This is a genomic window from Clostridium sp. CCUG 7971, assembly GCF_017590215.1.
In the GTDB taxonomy this organism is placed as follows: Bacteria; Bacillota; Clostridia; order Peptostreptococcales; family Peptostreptococcaceae; genus Faecalimicrobium.
Genome location: NZ_JAFFPK010000001.1, coordinates 19,614 through 34,380, shown reverse-complemented (window position 1 = coordinate 34,380; position 14,767 = coordinate 19,614). Strand labels below are relative to the sequence as shown.

The 14,767-nt window shown below is 25.6% G+C and carries 13 protein-coding genes, 1 pseudogene and 1 other annotated feature; of the genes and pseudogenes, 8 read left to right on the top strand and 6 right to left on the bottom strand.

The genetic code is table 11. The annotated features are described in order from the left end of the window. The coding region (locus tag JWF52_RS00165; protein WP_208331355.1) for a Nif3-like dinuclear metal center hexameric protein at positions 1 to 969 on the top strand (969 nt) is incomplete at its 5' end. 55 nt (positions 970 to 1,024) lie between these two features. Then, positions 1,025 to 1,288: a binding site (T-box leader), on the top strand. A 136-nt stretch (positions 1,289 to 1,424) separates the two neighbouring features. Continuing rightward, entirely contained in the window at positions 1,425 to 1,985 is a 561-nt protein-coding gene (locus JWF52_RS00160; RefSeq protein WP_208331354.1) for a tryptophan transporter, read from the top strand. A 38-nt stretch (positions 1,986 to 2,023) separates the two neighbouring features. Here the strand turns inward: JWF52_RS00160 and JWF52_RS00155 are convergent, their stop codons facing one another. The 3 genes from JWF52_RS00155 to JWF52_RS00145 form a co-directional block, all read right to left on the bottom strand. Then, a complete protein-coding gene (locus JWF52_RS00155; protein WP_208331353.1) occupies positions 2,024 to 3,139 on the bottom strand; it encodes a DUF5808 domain-containing protein in 1,116 nt (371 codons plus the stop codon). After that, positions 3,132 to 3,521 carry a GntR family transcriptional regulator gene (locus JWF52_RS00150; RefSeq protein WP_208331352.1) on the bottom strand — a complete coding sequence of 130 codons (390 nt, stop codon included), beginning with the start codon at positions 3,519 to 3,521 and terminating at the stop codon, positions 3,132 to 3,134. Before JWF52_RS00150 ends, JWF52_RS00155 begins: the two co-directional genes overlap by 8 nt. Positions 3,522 to 3,643: 122 nt before the next feature. Beyond that, positions 3,644 to 3,937: a phage holin, LLH family gene (locus JWF52_RS00145; protein WP_208331351.1), complete on the bottom strand. Its 294-nt coding sequence runs from the start codon at positions 3,935 to 3,937 to the stop codon at positions 3,644 to 3,646. 119 nt (positions 3,938 to 4,056) lie between these two features. On the opposite strand from JWF52_RS00145, the gene JWF52_RS00140 reads away from it, so the two are divergent. The 5 genes from JWF52_RS00140 (at position 4,057) to JWF52_RS00120 (ending at position 9,925) form a co-directional block, all read left to right on the top strand. Beyond that, a complete protein-coding gene (locus JWF52_RS00140; protein ID WP_208331350.1) occupies positions 4,057 to 4,521 on the top strand; it encodes a hypothetical protein in 465 nt (154 codons plus the stop codon). Positions 4,522 to 4,638: 117 nt separating this feature from the next. Then, the gene (locus JWF52_RS00135; protein ID WP_208331349.1) at positions 4,639 to 5,343 is read left to right on the top strand and encodes a response regulator transcription factor; all 705 of its coding nucleotides are present in this window, start codon (positions 4,639 to 4,641) and stop codon (positions 5,341 to 5,343) included. Then, complete coding sequence (locus JWF52_RS00130) at positions 5,327 to 6,571, top strand: sensor histidine kinase (RefSeq protein ID WP_286183918.1); 1,245 nt, start codon at positions 5,327 to 5,329, stop codon at positions 6,569 to 6,571. The genes JWF52_RS00135 and JWF52_RS00130 overlap by 17 nt, the downstream gene beginning before the upstream one ends. Positions 6,572 to 6,652: 81 nt before the next feature. Continuing rightward, positions 6,653 to 7,330: an ABC transporter ATP-binding protein gene (locus tag JWF52_RS00125; protein WP_208331348.1), complete on the top strand. Its 678-nt coding sequence runs from the start codon at positions 6,653 to 6,655 to the stop codon at positions 7,328 to 7,330. Further along, positions 7,331 to 9,925 (top strand): ABC transporter permease, encoded by a 2,595-nt coding sequence (locus JWF52_RS00120; protein ID WP_208331347.1) that lies wholly within the window; start codon positions 7,331 to 7,333, stop codon positions 9,923 to 9,925. A gap of 78 nt (positions 9,926 to 10,003) precedes the next feature. Here the strand turns inward: JWF52_RS00120 and JWF52_RS00115 are convergent, their stop codons facing one another. Continuing rightward, positions 10,004 to 12,151 (bottom strand): YhgE/Pip family protein, encoded by a 2,148-nt coding sequence (locus JWF52_RS00115; RefSeq protein WP_208331346.1) that lies wholly within the window; start codon positions 12,149 to 12,151, stop codon positions 10,004 to 10,006. A gap of 292 nt (positions 12,152 to 12,443) precedes the next feature. After that, positions 12,444 to 13,030 (bottom strand): annotated as a pseudogene (locus tag JWF52_RS00110) (manganese efflux pump MntP). A 224-nt stretch (positions 13,031 to 13,254) separates the two neighbouring features. On the opposite strand from JWF52_RS00110, the gene JWF52_RS00105 reads away from it, so the two are divergent. Continuing rightward, complete coding sequence (locus JWF52_RS00105; protein WP_208331345.1) at positions 13,255 to 13,806, top strand: NADH peroxidase; 552 nt, start codon at positions 13,255 to 13,257, stop codon at positions 13,804 to 13,806. Between the two features lie 56 nt (positions 13,807 to 13,862). Here the strand turns inward: JWF52_RS00105 and JWF52_RS00100 are convergent, their stop codons facing one another. Beyond that, on the bottom strand, positions 13,863 to 14,627 hold the full coding sequence (locus tag JWF52_RS00100; RefSeq protein ID WP_208331344.1) for a PucR family transcriptional regulator: 765 nt from the start codon (positions 14,625 to 14,627) through the stop codon (positions 13,863 to 13,865). Positions 14,628 to 14,767 lie beyond the last annotated feature (140 nt).

Sequence of the window (14,767 nt, the reverse complement as noted above, 5' to 3'; positions counted from 1 at the left end):
GAGGCTAATGAAAATGTAATAGAAGAGGCTATTAGTAATAATATAGACTTAATAATCACTCATCATCCTTTTATATTTAAAAAGATGAATAAAATAAATACATCAGATTTAAAGGGAAAATTAATACATAAGCTTATAAAAAATGATGTAGCTCTTTACTCTATGCACACGAATTTTGACATAGCATATGATGGTTTAAATGATTATTTTATGGAAGTAATCGGATTTGAAAATTCTAAAATATTAGATGTTACAAATACTGAAGTTTTATATAAGCTTGCAGTATATGTTCCAAATAGTCATGTAGAGATAGTAAAAAGCGCCTTAGGAGCATCTGGAGCAGGTCACATAGGTAATTATAGCCATTGTACTTTTAATAGCGAAGGTATAGGCAATTTTAAGCCTCTAGATGGTTCTAATCCATTTATAGGTAATGAAGGAATGATAGAGTCTGTAAACGAAGTTAAAATAGAAACTATAGTTCCTCAAAGAATTCTAGGTGGAGTAATAAGTAAAATGATAAGTTCTCATCCTTATGAAGAAGTAGCTTATGATTTATATAAGCTTGAAAATAAAGGAAGTTCTGTTGGACTGGGAAGAATTAGTAAACTAAATGAAAGTACTACATTAGAAAATCTATCTAACTTAATAAAAGAAAAGTTAAATATGAAGCATATAAGAATTGTAGGAAATTTAGATACATCAATTAATAAGGTAGCTGTAGTAACGGGGTCTGGAGCTGATATGGTTAAAAAAGCGTGTAGGCAAGGAGCTCAAGTATTAATAACAGGAGATGTAAAATATCATGATGCACAAGATGCTATTGATATGGGGATGTGCATAATAGATTGTGGGCATTTTGAAACAGAAGATATTTTTAAAGATGTAATGAAAAGATTTTTAGATAATATTGAAGAAATAGATGTTATTAAGAGTGATATATACTTAAATCCATTTACAATAATATAAAATTATTAATGATTAATAGTTGACAATATGAAAATATTAGAATATTATTAAAATAATAAATCCTTTGACAAGGAAGAGTAACTAAATTTAGATTCAATATAGAGAGCTGAGGATGGTGGAATCTTAGCAAGAAAAAATTTAGTGAATGGACCTTAGAGGAGTAAATTGAAATCATATTTATGAGAGTAGACTTTACCGTGTGTCGCACGTTATAGCGAATAGGGTATGATGGTACCTGAAAATGAGAGATATATGGTATAAGTGTATTTTTTTACCATATATAAACTAGGTGGCAACGCGGATAATCTCCGTCCTATTAATTTAGGGCGGAGTTTTTTTATTATAAAAAAAGGTAGGTGATGGTAATGTTATGAAAGTTTGAACTTAGTGATAATGATTTGTCAGACTGGAAAATTAAAAATTTATTAAATTGCAAAATATTAGGAGGATACAATATGAGAACAAATACAAGAAAATTAGCTTTAAATTCAATACTTTTAGCTATGGGGCTATTACTACATCAAATAACACCAGCCTTAGGATTACCAATGCAACCAGATATGGCACTTATAATGCTATTTATAATAATGATATTAAATAAAGAAGATTATAAAATATGTTTAGTTGCAGGAATAGTAACTGGAATATTTACTGCAATGACTACTAAATTCCCAGCAGGGCAAGTACCTAACATGGTTGATAAAATAATTACAGTTAATTTAATATACATGCTAATGTATATTTTATATAAATTACCATTTATAAAAAATTTAAAAAATAAACAGCAAGATTTAATAGTAGCATCAGTAATGCTACCAATAGGAACATTATTAAGTGGATGTGTATTTTTATTATCAGCTCAGGTATTAGTTGGTTTACCGGGACCATTTGAAACTCTATTTTTAATAGCTGTAGTACCAGCTATAGTAATTAATTTATTAGTTGGGTTATTCTTATTTAAGATAGTAAATGTTTCTATAAGTAGAGGTGGATACCAAAGGGTAAATAATAAGTAGTAAAAAAGCAATAGTTAGCTTTAGAGGCTAACTATTGCTTAATAAAAGAATGAATTAATAAAGTCAAAAAATAGCCATATAAGTAATAATATTGTAGCTACTAGAAATATTTTTCCAAGTGGAGTAGCAATATTTATAGTCCATCCAATTCCAAACCTTTTTTGAACCATAAAAGATGGATCATTAGGATTATTGTAAATAGAGCCCAAAATCCAATAATTCTCATCATCATCAGGGCTATAAGATGATGTATACTTTGAGTTTGGAGATTTTACATAAGTAAAAATTAAATAAATAGTAGATAAAATAGTAACTAAGAAAGTTAATATTGAAACTGCTATATTCAAATTTGGTCCATAGATAGAGGCCATTAGTGAGTTTATAATAATTAAATTAATAGAAAATATAACAACCAAAAAAGTATATCCAATTTTATTTAAGTACTTAATGTTATCTAATCTACTTTGTTCTATATTTTCTGGATCTACTCTTACTCTAGATTTTATAGAACTAAGAGATATAAATGATAATAAAATGCTTAGTGCAAACTGAGCAAGTATTAAAAATATTATATTAATATAAGATTTTTCAATAAATCCATCTGCAATACCCATAAAATTCCAATGTATAGGTACCATATTTGAAATTTTAGGATAATTGATAAAAGTAAAAATAGATATTATAACTATTATAAATATTGGAATTAAGTATATATATTTAAATTTTTTAATAATCTTATCTTTTTCATTTATAAATTTGACATCTATTATTGATTTAGAAGATATATTTATATCACAATCTTTGCAAGTTTCTAATAATTTATTCTTTAAATCTTTAGTTTTATTGTGAATTCTAATATATACTAAAAAATTATATGAAATTGCTGATAATATAAAAAATGTAAATGCAAAAGAGGCTTTATCTAATATAAATATGAAAAATAAACATATTAAAAATATAGATAAAAAACCGATATTTAAAAGTTTCTTATACTCTTTACTTAATGATTTAAATTCTTCTTTATCTATGTAATCTTGATTTATAGAAACACCGAAGTATTGTCTGTTTCCTGTAAGTGATTGCATATTATAAAAAAGCAGATATATAATAATTAAATGTGGAAGTAGCATCATTAAAGATCCAATTTTACTCATTGTATTTCACCTCATAGCTATCAAATAATTTCGAACTTAAATTCATAAACTCTTCTTTGTTCATACCAGATAAATAGCACCTAGCTATTAAAAGTTCTAAGTCTATCTTATTTTTTTCAAGTGTTTCATTACTTTCTTTCATAGGAAGCGTTGCAACTACTGCACCTTTTCTTCTATCAATGTTTAAAAATCCTTCATCTTTAAGAGCATTATAAGATTTATTAACTGTATGAAGGTTAACACCTATAGTTTCTGCCATACTTCTAACTGATGGAAGAGATTCATCTATTTTTAGATCACCTTTAGCGATTGATTTAATTACTTCATTACAAATTTGTGTATAGATTGATTTATCACTATTAAAATTTAGATTTAAAATCATATTTTCACCTCCGAAATAACTGTTATATATATGATATAACAATACTAATGATAAAACAATATTATTATTAAAACATAAAATAAAACCTCTTTTTATGTTGAGGTTTTATAATCTATTCAATATTATTTTTTTATATCATAAACAGAAGCTTCGAGTAAAATATCAGCTTGATTTGTAGTAATCTTATTATCTGAAAGCTCAACTAATTTATTAATTGCCAGTTCTTTTTTATCGATACCAGCTAATTGAGGATTTGATTGCTCTATAGACATAACAACTTTTTGAGCTAAATCATAATAGTGTTTTGTTTTTTCTGATCCAATTTTGCTATTTAAAAAATTTATTAAATAGACTCCTCCAACACTTATAACTATACTTGCTATACTTAATAATAAATTAAATAAAGTTGAATACATTAAAATAAATCTCCTTTCTGTCAAAATGAAAAAAATGTAAATTAAAAATAATATAATTATTATTGAAATAATAGAAATACTATAACTATAATATATGACAATTAAGAAGGAGAATTACTATGATAAAATATTTAATTAAAAAGAAAGTGAAAAGAGAAGCAGAAGAGAAAGGTAAAAAAATGTTATTATATTCTGGTGTAGTAATAACAGGTGTTGGAGCGTATTGTTCATATAAAGCGATAAAAAAATATAAACAAAATAGAAACAGTGAAAATTATTTAGATGATTCAGAGTATGATATTTATGCTTATGATGAATATGGATGTGACCATGAATGTGGCTGTGAAAGCTATGAAGAAGTGAACGAAGAAAACTTTCCTAAAGATGAGTTAGAAGAAAAAATAGAAGAATTTAACTCAAGAAGAATAACTGATGAAAATACACCAGATGCAGATGTTAATGAAATGGAAAGTAAATTAAATAAAGTAGGAAATAATAAAATAGATATAAAGATAAATGAAAATGCCTATAAAGAAGATGATTATAATAAATATGACCATTATGAAAATGATTTAAAAAAATAGTACTAATGAAAACAAGTTCTTTAAGAACTTGTTTTTTTATGTGACTAATATGTAATTTTATAGATTTAAATATTTTAGGTATAATATATTTAAATAGATTTAAAGAAGGAGAAAATTATGATAAAAGTACTTATGGTGGAAGATGATAATACTATTGCCTTTGGTGTTAAGTATGCTCTAGAGCAAGAAGGATTTAATGTAGATATATCAAAAAATTTAGAAAGTGGTAGAGAAAATCTTAATAATAATGAATATAGTATAATTCTTTTAGACGTAACCCTTCCAGATGGAACAGGTTATGAACTTTGTAAAGAAATAAGAGATACATCAGAAGTTCCAATAATATTTTTAACGGCTTGTGATGAAGAAGTAAATATTGTTATGGGATTAGATATTGGAGGAGATGACTATATAACAAAACCTTTTAGAGTTAGAGAGTTAATTTCTAGAATAAAAGCTGTTTTAAGAAGAAAAGGCGGATATAATAAAGAAAACAAAAAGATACTAAAATTTGGAGATTTAAGTATCCATACACTTGAAGCAAGAGTTTATAAAAATAATGAAGAAATATTTTTAACATCTGTTGAGTACAAGCTTTTATTAATTTTAATTCAAAATAAAAATACAGTTCTTAGCAGAACACAAATATTAGAGAAACTTTGGGATGTAACTTATGATTTTGTTAATGACAATACACTTACAGTTTATATAAAGCGTTTAAGAGAAAAGGTAGAAGACGATTCATCCAATCCAAAAAAGATAATTACAGTTAGAGGATTAGGATACAAATGGGTAGGGTGTGAAAATGATGTTAATATTTAATCCGGAGATAAAAAGCTTTTTAAGAAAATATATATTGGTATTTATTATTTTTATAACTATATCATTTGGAGTTAGTATACTATCGTTAAATATAATAAAAAACAGTGTAGTTGAAAATAATCAAGCCATAATTGGGAATATAGTAAATAAGTATCCAGATTTAGAAAAAGATATAGTAACTATAATAACTCAAGGTAGGGATAAAAATAATATAGAATTAGGTAAAAGTATACTAGCTAAATATAATTACGATGAAAATTTAGATTTAAATAAGGAATCAATTATAAGCAAAAGTTTAAATGATATTATAAAAATAAATAATTTATTTGTAGTTCTTATATTTTTTATTATTTTAATGTTAGTTCTAATATATTTTAAGAAAATATATAAAGATATAAAAGATATGACAGATTATGTTTATCTTAGTTCGGAGGGAATAAAAGTTAATATGGTAAATATAAACCAAGAGGGGCAAATAGGGCTTTTAAAAACTGAACTTATTAAGATGACTACTATACTAAGAGAGAAAGTTCAACTTCTAAAAGATGAAAAGATATTTTTAAATAATACAATATCAGATATATCACATCAATTAAGAACTCCTATGACATCTCTTGTGATATTAAATGATTTAATGTACGATGACATACCTAATGAGGTTAAATTTGATTTTTTAGATAAAATAAAAAATCAGCTAAATAGAATGGACTGGCTTATAAAAAGCATGCTAAAACTATCAAAAGTTGAAGCAAAGGTTATAAACTTTAAAAAAGATGAAGTAATAATTGAACATCTTATCAATAGAGCAATTCAGCCTATATTAATTCCAATGGAGATGAAAAATCAAGTATTAACGATAAATGGAGAAGCATCAGCAAAGTATATAGGAGATATAGATTGGTCAGTAGAAGCATTACTAAATATAATAAAAAATTGTGTAGAACATACTCCTAAAGATGGCAGTATAGAAATAAAATATGATGAAAATCCACTATTTGCAGAAATCATAATAAAAGATAGCGGAGAAGGTATAGATAAAAAAGATATAGCACATGTATTTAAAAGATTTTATAGAGGTAAAAGTAGTAGCAAAGAAGAAAGTGTAGGAATTGGACTTGCTATGGCAAAATCAATAATAGAAAGTCAAAATGGAGATATATTTGTAAAAAGTCAAAAAAATAAAGGAACAGAGTTTCATATAACTTTCCATAAAAGTTATGGTGACTAATATGTCACCTTAAAGTTCACTTTTTAGTAAGGTGAAGTTTGTAAAATAAAAGCATAAAGTTAATAATTTGTGGAGGTAAATATGGAAATTTTAAGAGTAGAAAATTTAACTAAAAGTTATGGAAAAGATGAGACTAAAGTTGACGCGCTTAAAAATGTTAACTTATCAATAAATAAAGGAGAATTTGTAGCAATAGTAGGGCCAAGTGGAAGTGGTAAATCTACATTACTTCACTTATTAGGAGGAGTAGACAAGCCAACTAGTGGAAAAGTTTTTATAAATGAGGTTGATATATATAGTCTAAAGACTAAAGATTTATCAATATTTAGAAGAAGAAACGTAGGTCTTATATATCAATTTTACAACCTAATACCAGTGTTAAGTGCAAAGGAAAATATATTACTTCCTGCGGAACTTGATAATAGAAAAATACAAGATGAATATCTAAATGACTTACTAAAAACACTAGGACTGTATGAAAGACAAAATCATTTACCAAATCAACTATCAGGTGGACAACAGCAAAGAACATCAATAGGTAGAGCATTGATAAATAGACCTGCAATAGTCCTTGCAGATGAACCTACAGGAAATTTAGATAGTAAAAATTCAAAGGAAATATTAGAACTATTAAAGTTATCAGTAAAAAAATACAATCAAACACTAATAATGATAACTCATGATAATAATATAGCTCTTCAAGCTGACAGAGTTATAACTATAGAAGATGGAACTATAAAAAGTGATGAGGTGATATAAATGAATTTATATACATCATTAACTTTAAGATATTTAAGAGAAAATAAAAAAAGAACGATAGTTACTATAATAGGAATAATTTTATCAACTGCGCTTATTTGTGGAATTGGGAACATATATGCAAGTTTAATGGACTATGAAATGAAATCTACTGTTAAAAGGGCAGGGGATTTTCATGCAACTTTTTATGATATTAAAAAAGAAAACTTAGACTATATTACTAAATCTTCAGAAGTTGAAAAGTCTGGATTTAGCAGTGAATTGGGATATTCAAAGATAAATAAAAGTACTAATAATTTACTAGAGGTAAAGGCTTTTGATAAAAATGTTTTTAATGGATTTCAAATTAAATTAAAAGAAGGAAAATTACCTACAAATAATAGTGAAATAGTATTAAGTGAAAAAGCATTAGTAGCTTTGGATAATAAATATAAAGTAGGAGATAAAATAACATTATCAATAGGAGATAGATTTGACTCTAAAGGGAAAAAATTAACTGGATATTGGATAAGTGAAGGTGAATATATAAAAAATCCTAAAGAGAGAGAGTTTAGAATTGTTGGAATAATAGAAAATCCAGGATTTGAATCGGGGAACTTAGTTAGCTGTGCTATAACATACTTGGATATAAACAAATTAGAAAAAAATACTCCTATAAATTTATCGATTAATATAAATAACCCAAAAGAAGTATATGAAATAGTACCTAAAATAGCAGAAAACTCAAATTTCAAACTAGAAAAAAATGAATGGGGAGATTATAAAAACTTAATATATAATGAACATTTATTAAGATTATTAGGTGCAAGCCAATTTGAGAATATAAATAATGGCGTATCACAAATAGTACTAATGGTTTCGGCACTAGTTATTATATGTACTGTAGCCACAGTATACAATTCATTTAGTATATCAATAGGAGAGCGTAAAAAGCAATTTGGGATATTAAATTCTATAGGTGCAACAAGTAATCAAATAATGAAGATTGTATTTGCAGAAGGGCTTATAGTGAGTATAATTGCTATACCGATAGGTTTAGCAGCAGGAACACTTGCAATAGATCTTGTATTTAAAATAATAAATGGTTTATTTACTCAATCATTTATAGCAGATTTAGGATTAAAAGTGGTATATAATCCTAAAGTTATAATACTTAGTGCGATAGTAGTTTTAATAACTATATTTATATCTGCAATACTACCTGCAATAAATGCAGCTAAAGTATCTCCATTAGATGCTATAAAAAATACTTCAGAGTATAAAATAGGTAAGGTAAAAAACTCAAAATTAATTAAATTAATTTTCAAGACTGAGGGAGTATTAGCTTATAAAAATTTAAGAAGAAATAAGAAAAAGTTTAGAATAACTTTATTTTCATTAATCATAAGTGTAGTAATATTTGTAACATTCTCTGGATATATGAAAATTATGATGAAGGCAGATTCTATAAGATTAGGACAAATGACTTATGATATTTTAATTGAATCAAATGATAGTCCTAATAAAATAGATAATGATATAATTGATGAAATAAAAAATATTAAGGGAATAAAAGACTTTTCTGTAATTCCTAGATGGAACTACGGTGATATTACATTAAATATTAATGAAAAAAATATAAATAATGATAATAAAGGATTAGTAGAATCTATGTACTCTAAAGTTAAGAAAAGTAATGATTATGTATATGAATTTATTAATAGTGAAATAATTTCACCAGGTGATACAGCTATAAGTAATTTAAAATTAAAACAGGGTAGTTTTGATAAAGAAAGTGCTATAGCTGAAAACGGAGTAATACTATTAAATACAAGCTATCAAGAGTCAAAAGGTAAAAAATCAGAGCTAAATTTAACTAACTATAAAGTTGGAGACACTATAAAAGGCTACAGATTATATTATAATGAAGAAGCTCAAGAAGAGATAAAAGAAGAATTTGAAGTAAAGATAATGGCAATAACTGATGATCTTGTTACAGGGCGTAATGAATATAAAAGTACAGGGTTAGATCTTATAACATATGATGAAGTTTCAAAAAATATAGGATATGAACCTAAAAAAAATGCTATATTCATTGAATCTGATGGAGTTAAAAATACAAAAGATGCTATAAAAGAAATAGCAAAAAAGTATAGGTATAGTGTACAAGACTCAACTGAAGAAGCATTAAAGATGAAACAAAACTATATGGCAATGCAAATATTTGTATATGGATTTGTATCTGTTATATCTTTAGTAAGCATAACTAATATAGTAAATACTATAAGCACAAATATAAATTTAAGAAAAAGAGAATTAGCTATAATTAGTTCTATAGGAGTTACACCTCAAGGGTTTAACAAAATGATATATTTAGAAAGTTTCTTATATGGAACATTATCATTAATTTATGGAATACCAATAGGTATTGGGCTTATCACTATAATGAATAATACCATTTCAGAAGTAATAGAATTTAACTTAATACTTCCTTGGGAAGCTATAGGGATATGTATAATAGCTACATTTATTATAACTTTTATAGCATCATATATACCGATGAAAAAAATAAACAAAGAAAATATAATAGAAAATATAAGACAAGAGAGTATATAGAAATTCAAATTAAATACATTAAAAAACTCTTATGAATAAATTATTCATAAGAGTTTTTTATATTTAGAAAATTTAATTTTAATGTCCTGTTAAATCACTTTTACCAAAGCTATCTTTAAAAGGAGTTAAAAGTTTGTTTATTGGTTTTTTTAATAATGTTGCTAGTAGGACAAATATTCCTAAGAAAGCTAGTAGTATATATATATCTTTAGTTAAGTTTGGCATATAAATTCCAGCAACAGCTTCTCTTTGAGCTGATATTGCATAAGTAAATGGTAAGAATGGATTTACATTTTGGAAAAACTGAGGAGTAACTTGTATTGGGAAAGTACCTCCAGATGCTGCAACTTGTATAACAAGTAATATAACTGCAACAGCTTTACCAATATTTCCAAGTAATGAAACTAAAGAGTAAACTATGCCAACAAATACTATTGAGGTAAACACTGACAGACCTATAAATAATCCATGATTTAATATATCAACCTTTAGTAAATATATATCACCTAAACTAACAACTAATGCCTGAACTATGGCAATACTTAAGAAAGTAAGACCTCTACCAAAGTAAACTTCAAGTGATTTATATTCATCATGAACTTCTGTAGAAAGTAGTGATACAAGTAATAAAACACCAACCCATAAGCAAAGTACAGTATAAAAAGGAGTCATACCAGCACCATAATTTGATATAGGATATAGTTTTTCAGTAACTACATCAACAGGTTGTTTTAGAAACTCTGCTTGTTTAACAGCATCATGTTTTAATAAGTTTATTAACTCATCCATATCTTCACTATTGTTAATTTTTTGCATAGCAGTAACTAATTCATCAACAAGAGATTTTGCTTTAGGTAACTTTTCTTTTATAAAAGCGATATTATCTTTAGCACTTGAAGAAAATTTTAAAGATGTATTTAATATATTTTCGACTTTAGGAAGCTTAGCTTCAGCATTTTCTAATACCTTTATTGCATCATTAGCTACATTTAAACCTTGTGAGAATATAGAATTCACAGGCCTTACAATTTGTGAATCAAAGTTATTTAGTAAAGATGATGATATATTATTTATATCATTAGCAACCTTTAATATAGAATTTAATTTATCTAATGATGGTTTTTGTCCAGAAGCAATTTGACCTTTAACTATATCTAAAGAAGATATAGCAGTATTAATCTTTGTATTAATAGCTGTAAGTTGGTCTATAGCACCTTTAAGAGGATGCCCTGGAGTTATGTTATCTAATTTAGTTAAAAAGTCTATTAACGTCTTATTTGTAGAAGATAAACTAGATAATTTAGCATATAAGCTATCAACTAATTGAGGAGCATTTTCAGCACCTTTATTAATTGCATCTATTAAACCTTTAACAGAGTTAGATGCAGAAGATGATACATTATTAATTATATTTAAATCGTCTTTTATTATAGGAACCACATTATCTAAGCTTCCTTTTGTATTTTCTAAGAATGTTTTTACATCAGTTGATAAAGTTTTAGAATTAACTAATGTATTTTTTATAGCAGGTACATCCTTTTGAATATCTTTTATAATATCTGACATTTTAGAAGTAGCGTCACCTGCTAAATCTACAGTTTTATTTATATCTTTAAATTTACCTTGAACTTCAATTAAAGAGTTTTCTATATTTGACAGTTTAGGAAGTTGATTTTCAATTTCTACTCCGATACTATTAAATACATCAAAAATTGTTTCACTAACAGTTTTTACAACAGTTTGATTAACTTCTAATTGAATAGTAGATGCACCTTTATCAGTTATTTTAGGAGCAATTGCATTTATTTTTTCATTTACTGTATATACGATTTTTCCTTTTTTAACATCTTCAGTAATTATAGACGTTAAATCTTTAGAAAAGTCTTCTGGTATTTCTATAAAAGCATAATATGTACCTTTATTGACACCTTCTAAAGCTTCTTCTTTATCAACAAACTTCCAACCTAAATTTTTGTTATCTTTAAGTTTGTCAACAACTTCGTTTCCGAAATTAACCTTTTTTCCCGATAGTTCATTACCTTTATCTTTATTTACAACGGCAACAGATATATTTTGGGTATTCCCATAAGGATCCCAAGACGCTTTGATATTAAACCATGCATATAAAGAAGGTAAGATAGCTAGAGCTATAATAACTATCAATAGAGCAGGGTTAGTAAATATATCTTTTAAATCTTTTTTGTATATTTTGAATATATTCCTCACACTGATACACCTCCGTTAAATTAATCAAAAAATTATTAGTTAGATTTATAACTATTTTACTATATTATATTTCTTTTTTTAAAATTAGTAAAGTAAAAATTATGTAACTTTTTGTAAATTAATAAATTTATAATTAAAGTGTAAATTACATTACCTATCTTATGATAGATAGTTTATGTAATTTACTTAATTTTTATATCGTATGTAAAATTATATTGGATTTAAAACTTAAATAAAAATAGAGCACTAATAAAAATAGAGCTCTAGTAATCTAACGATTAAAATAATAATTTTAGAAAAGATTAGAAATTATTCCTGTATGTTCATTTAATATATTTAAACCTATTAATATAAGTATTATTCCGCCTGCAATTTGTGCATAACTTTTAAACACATTACCTATTTTTTGCCAATTAGAACTCCTATAAAACACATTAAAAAAGTTATTATTCCTATACTTAAGCAAATTGGAATTATATCTATATTTAAAAAAGCGAAACTAACACCTATAGCTAAGGCGTCAATACTAGTTGCAATTGATAAAACAATGAGTTCTTTATTATTTAAATCATTTATACATCTAGTATCATAAGATACTTGTTTATCATCTTCCTTAGCATCAAAAATCATTTTTAAACCTATAAAACTCAGTAAGAAAAAGGCAATCCAATGATCTATAGAAGTTATGTATGATTCAAAACGTATACCAGCGGCCCATCCTAAAAAAGGCATAATGCCCTGGAATAATCCAAAAAATAGAGCTACTTTAAGGGATATTTTCATATTTATGTTTTTTAAGGTTATTCCCTTAGTTACGGAAACTGCAAATGCATCCATAGAAAGAGCAAAGGCAGTAAGTAAAATACTTATAAAGCTCATATTTATTCCTCCTTAAATTTAAATCCTAAAAAATTAAATATGTAGATAAATATATTGTACAGTAATGAGTATTAAAATATTCATAATATGATTAAAATAAGAGGTAGATATAGGAGTATAAATAATTTTTTCAAAGGAATAATATAAAAGAATAAATATTACTTATAAATAAAATAAAAATAGTACATATTTAAAATAAGAAATGTAGTATGGAGGAAAAAATAATGAAAAAATTTGTTTGTACAGTATGTGGATATATACATGAAGGAGAGGCACCACCTGAAATTTGTCCAATATGTAAAGTAGGTCCAGAAAAGTTTGAAGAAATGAAAGGTGAATTAACTTGGGCGGATGAACATAGAATTGGAATTGGACAAGATATAGATGAAGAAGTAGTTGAAGGATTAAGAGCCAACTTTGTTGGAGAATGTAGTGAAGTTGGAATGTATCTTGCAATGGCACGTCAAGCTGATAGAGAAGGTCATCCAGAAGTTGCAGAAGCATACACAAGAATAGCTTATGAAGAAGCAGACCATGCAGCTAGATTTGCAGAGATGTTAGGAGAAGTAGTGACTTCTTGTACTAAAACAAACTTAAAAATGAGAGTAGAAGCAGAATATGGAGCAGCAGAAGGTAAGTTAAAATTAGCTAAGAAGGCTAAAGAATTAGGAATGGATGCAATACATGACTCTGTTCATGAAATGTGTAAAGATGAAGCTAGACATGGAAAAGCATTTTTAGGTTTATTAAATAGATATTTTGAAAAAGAAGTATAAAATAAATTCAATATAAAATAAAAAGGTTATTTTAATTAAAATAACCTTTTTATAATTTACAAATGATATGCTAAGTAAGATTTTATGCTTAGATAGAATACGAAAGAATCTCTAAAGTTTTTTAAATCTAAATTTAATATTTCTTTTATTTTTTCAAGTCGATATATTAATGTATTTCTATGCAAAAATAGTGAATTTGATGTTTTAGTTATATTAAAATCATTTTCTATAAAATTAATACCTGTATATAATAAGTTCTCATCCATATTCTTTATACTTTCGAAATCGATTAAATTATTATAGAATCTTTCATTTCCGATTAAATTAATAATTTTATATATAGTCAAATCATGTAAGTCTAAAAATTTCTTAGAATAAGAATCGTTAATTATAATAGGAAAAACTTCATCTAATATAGACATTCTATTATTAAAAATTTCTAAATTATCTATTTTACCAATATAAATTATGAAAGTATTTCGATATGTTTCAGATTCTATTATTTCTGGTGTTGATTTATCAATATCTAATTTAATTTTTGAATTTACTACAAAATATTTTTTATATTCAAAAATACTTATATCTTCATATAAATTGGATAATATTCCTTTTAAAGAATCAAAATCTACATCTTGTTGATAAATTAAGTAGAAGTAACCACTAATATTATTTAGTATAAGCCTATTAGTCACTTCTATTATATAAGTTTTATTATTAAACCTAACTAGCTCTTGATTGTCTTTTAATTCTTGATGGTTATATTCTAAGATATTAATTTGTTTATTAGTTTCTTTTTCGAAAAAATGTGCTAATTCCTGCATAAAATCACTCCCAAAGTATAATTAGTAAAAAAGCTCAAGTTTAGCTGTTGGAAATTATAATTTTCTTGTATCCAAAAAAGTAAGATGATTTAATCATCTTACTTTAATATATCATTAAATTCTATTAAATTAATATGGAA

Bases quoted from the DNA above. Each gene is read 5' to 3' on its own strand.
- JWF52_RS00135 (WP_208331349.1), top strand. From the start codon at position 4,639: ATGATAAAAGTACTTATGGTGGAAGATGATAATACTATTGCCTTTGGT.
- JWF52_RS00105 (WP_208331345.1), top strand. From the start codon at position 13,255: ATGAAAAAATTTGTTTGTACAGTATGTGGATATATACATGAAGGAGAG.
- JWF52_RS00120 (WP_208331347.1), top strand. From the start codon at position 7,331: ATGAATTTATATACATCATTAACTTTAAGATATTTAAGAGAAAATAAA.
- JWF52_RS00150 (WP_208331352.1), bottom strand. From the start codon at position 3,521: ATGATTTTAAATCTAAATTTTAATAGTGATAAATCAATCTATACACAA.
- JWF52_RS00145 (WP_208331351.1), bottom strand. From the start codon at position 3,937: ATGTATTCAACTTTATTTAATTTATTATTAAGTATAGCAAGTATAGTT.
- JWF52_RS00160 (WP_208331354.1), top strand. From the start codon at position 1,425: ATGAGAACAAATACAAGAAAATTAGCTTTAAATTCAATACTTTTAGCT.
- JWF52_RS00125 (WP_208331348.1), top strand. From the start codon at position 6,653: ATGGAAATTTTAAGAGTAGAAAATTTAACTAAAAGTTATGGAAAAGAT.
- JWF52_RS00140 (WP_208331350.1), top strand. From the start codon at position 4,057: ATGATAAAATATTTAATTAAAAAGAAAGTGAAAAGAGAAGCAGAAGAG.
- JWF52_RS00155 (WP_208331353.1), bottom strand. From the start codon at position 3,139: ATGAGTAAAATTGGATCTTTAATGATGCTACTTCCACATTTAATTATT.
- JWF52_RS00130 (WP_286183918.1), top strand. From the start codon at position 5,327: ATGATGTTAATATTTAATCCGGAGATAAAAAGCTTTTTAAGAAAATAT.
- JWF52_RS00100 (WP_208331344.1), bottom strand. From the start codon at position 14,627: ATGCAGGAATTAGCACATTTTTTCGAAAAAGAAACTAATAAACAAATT.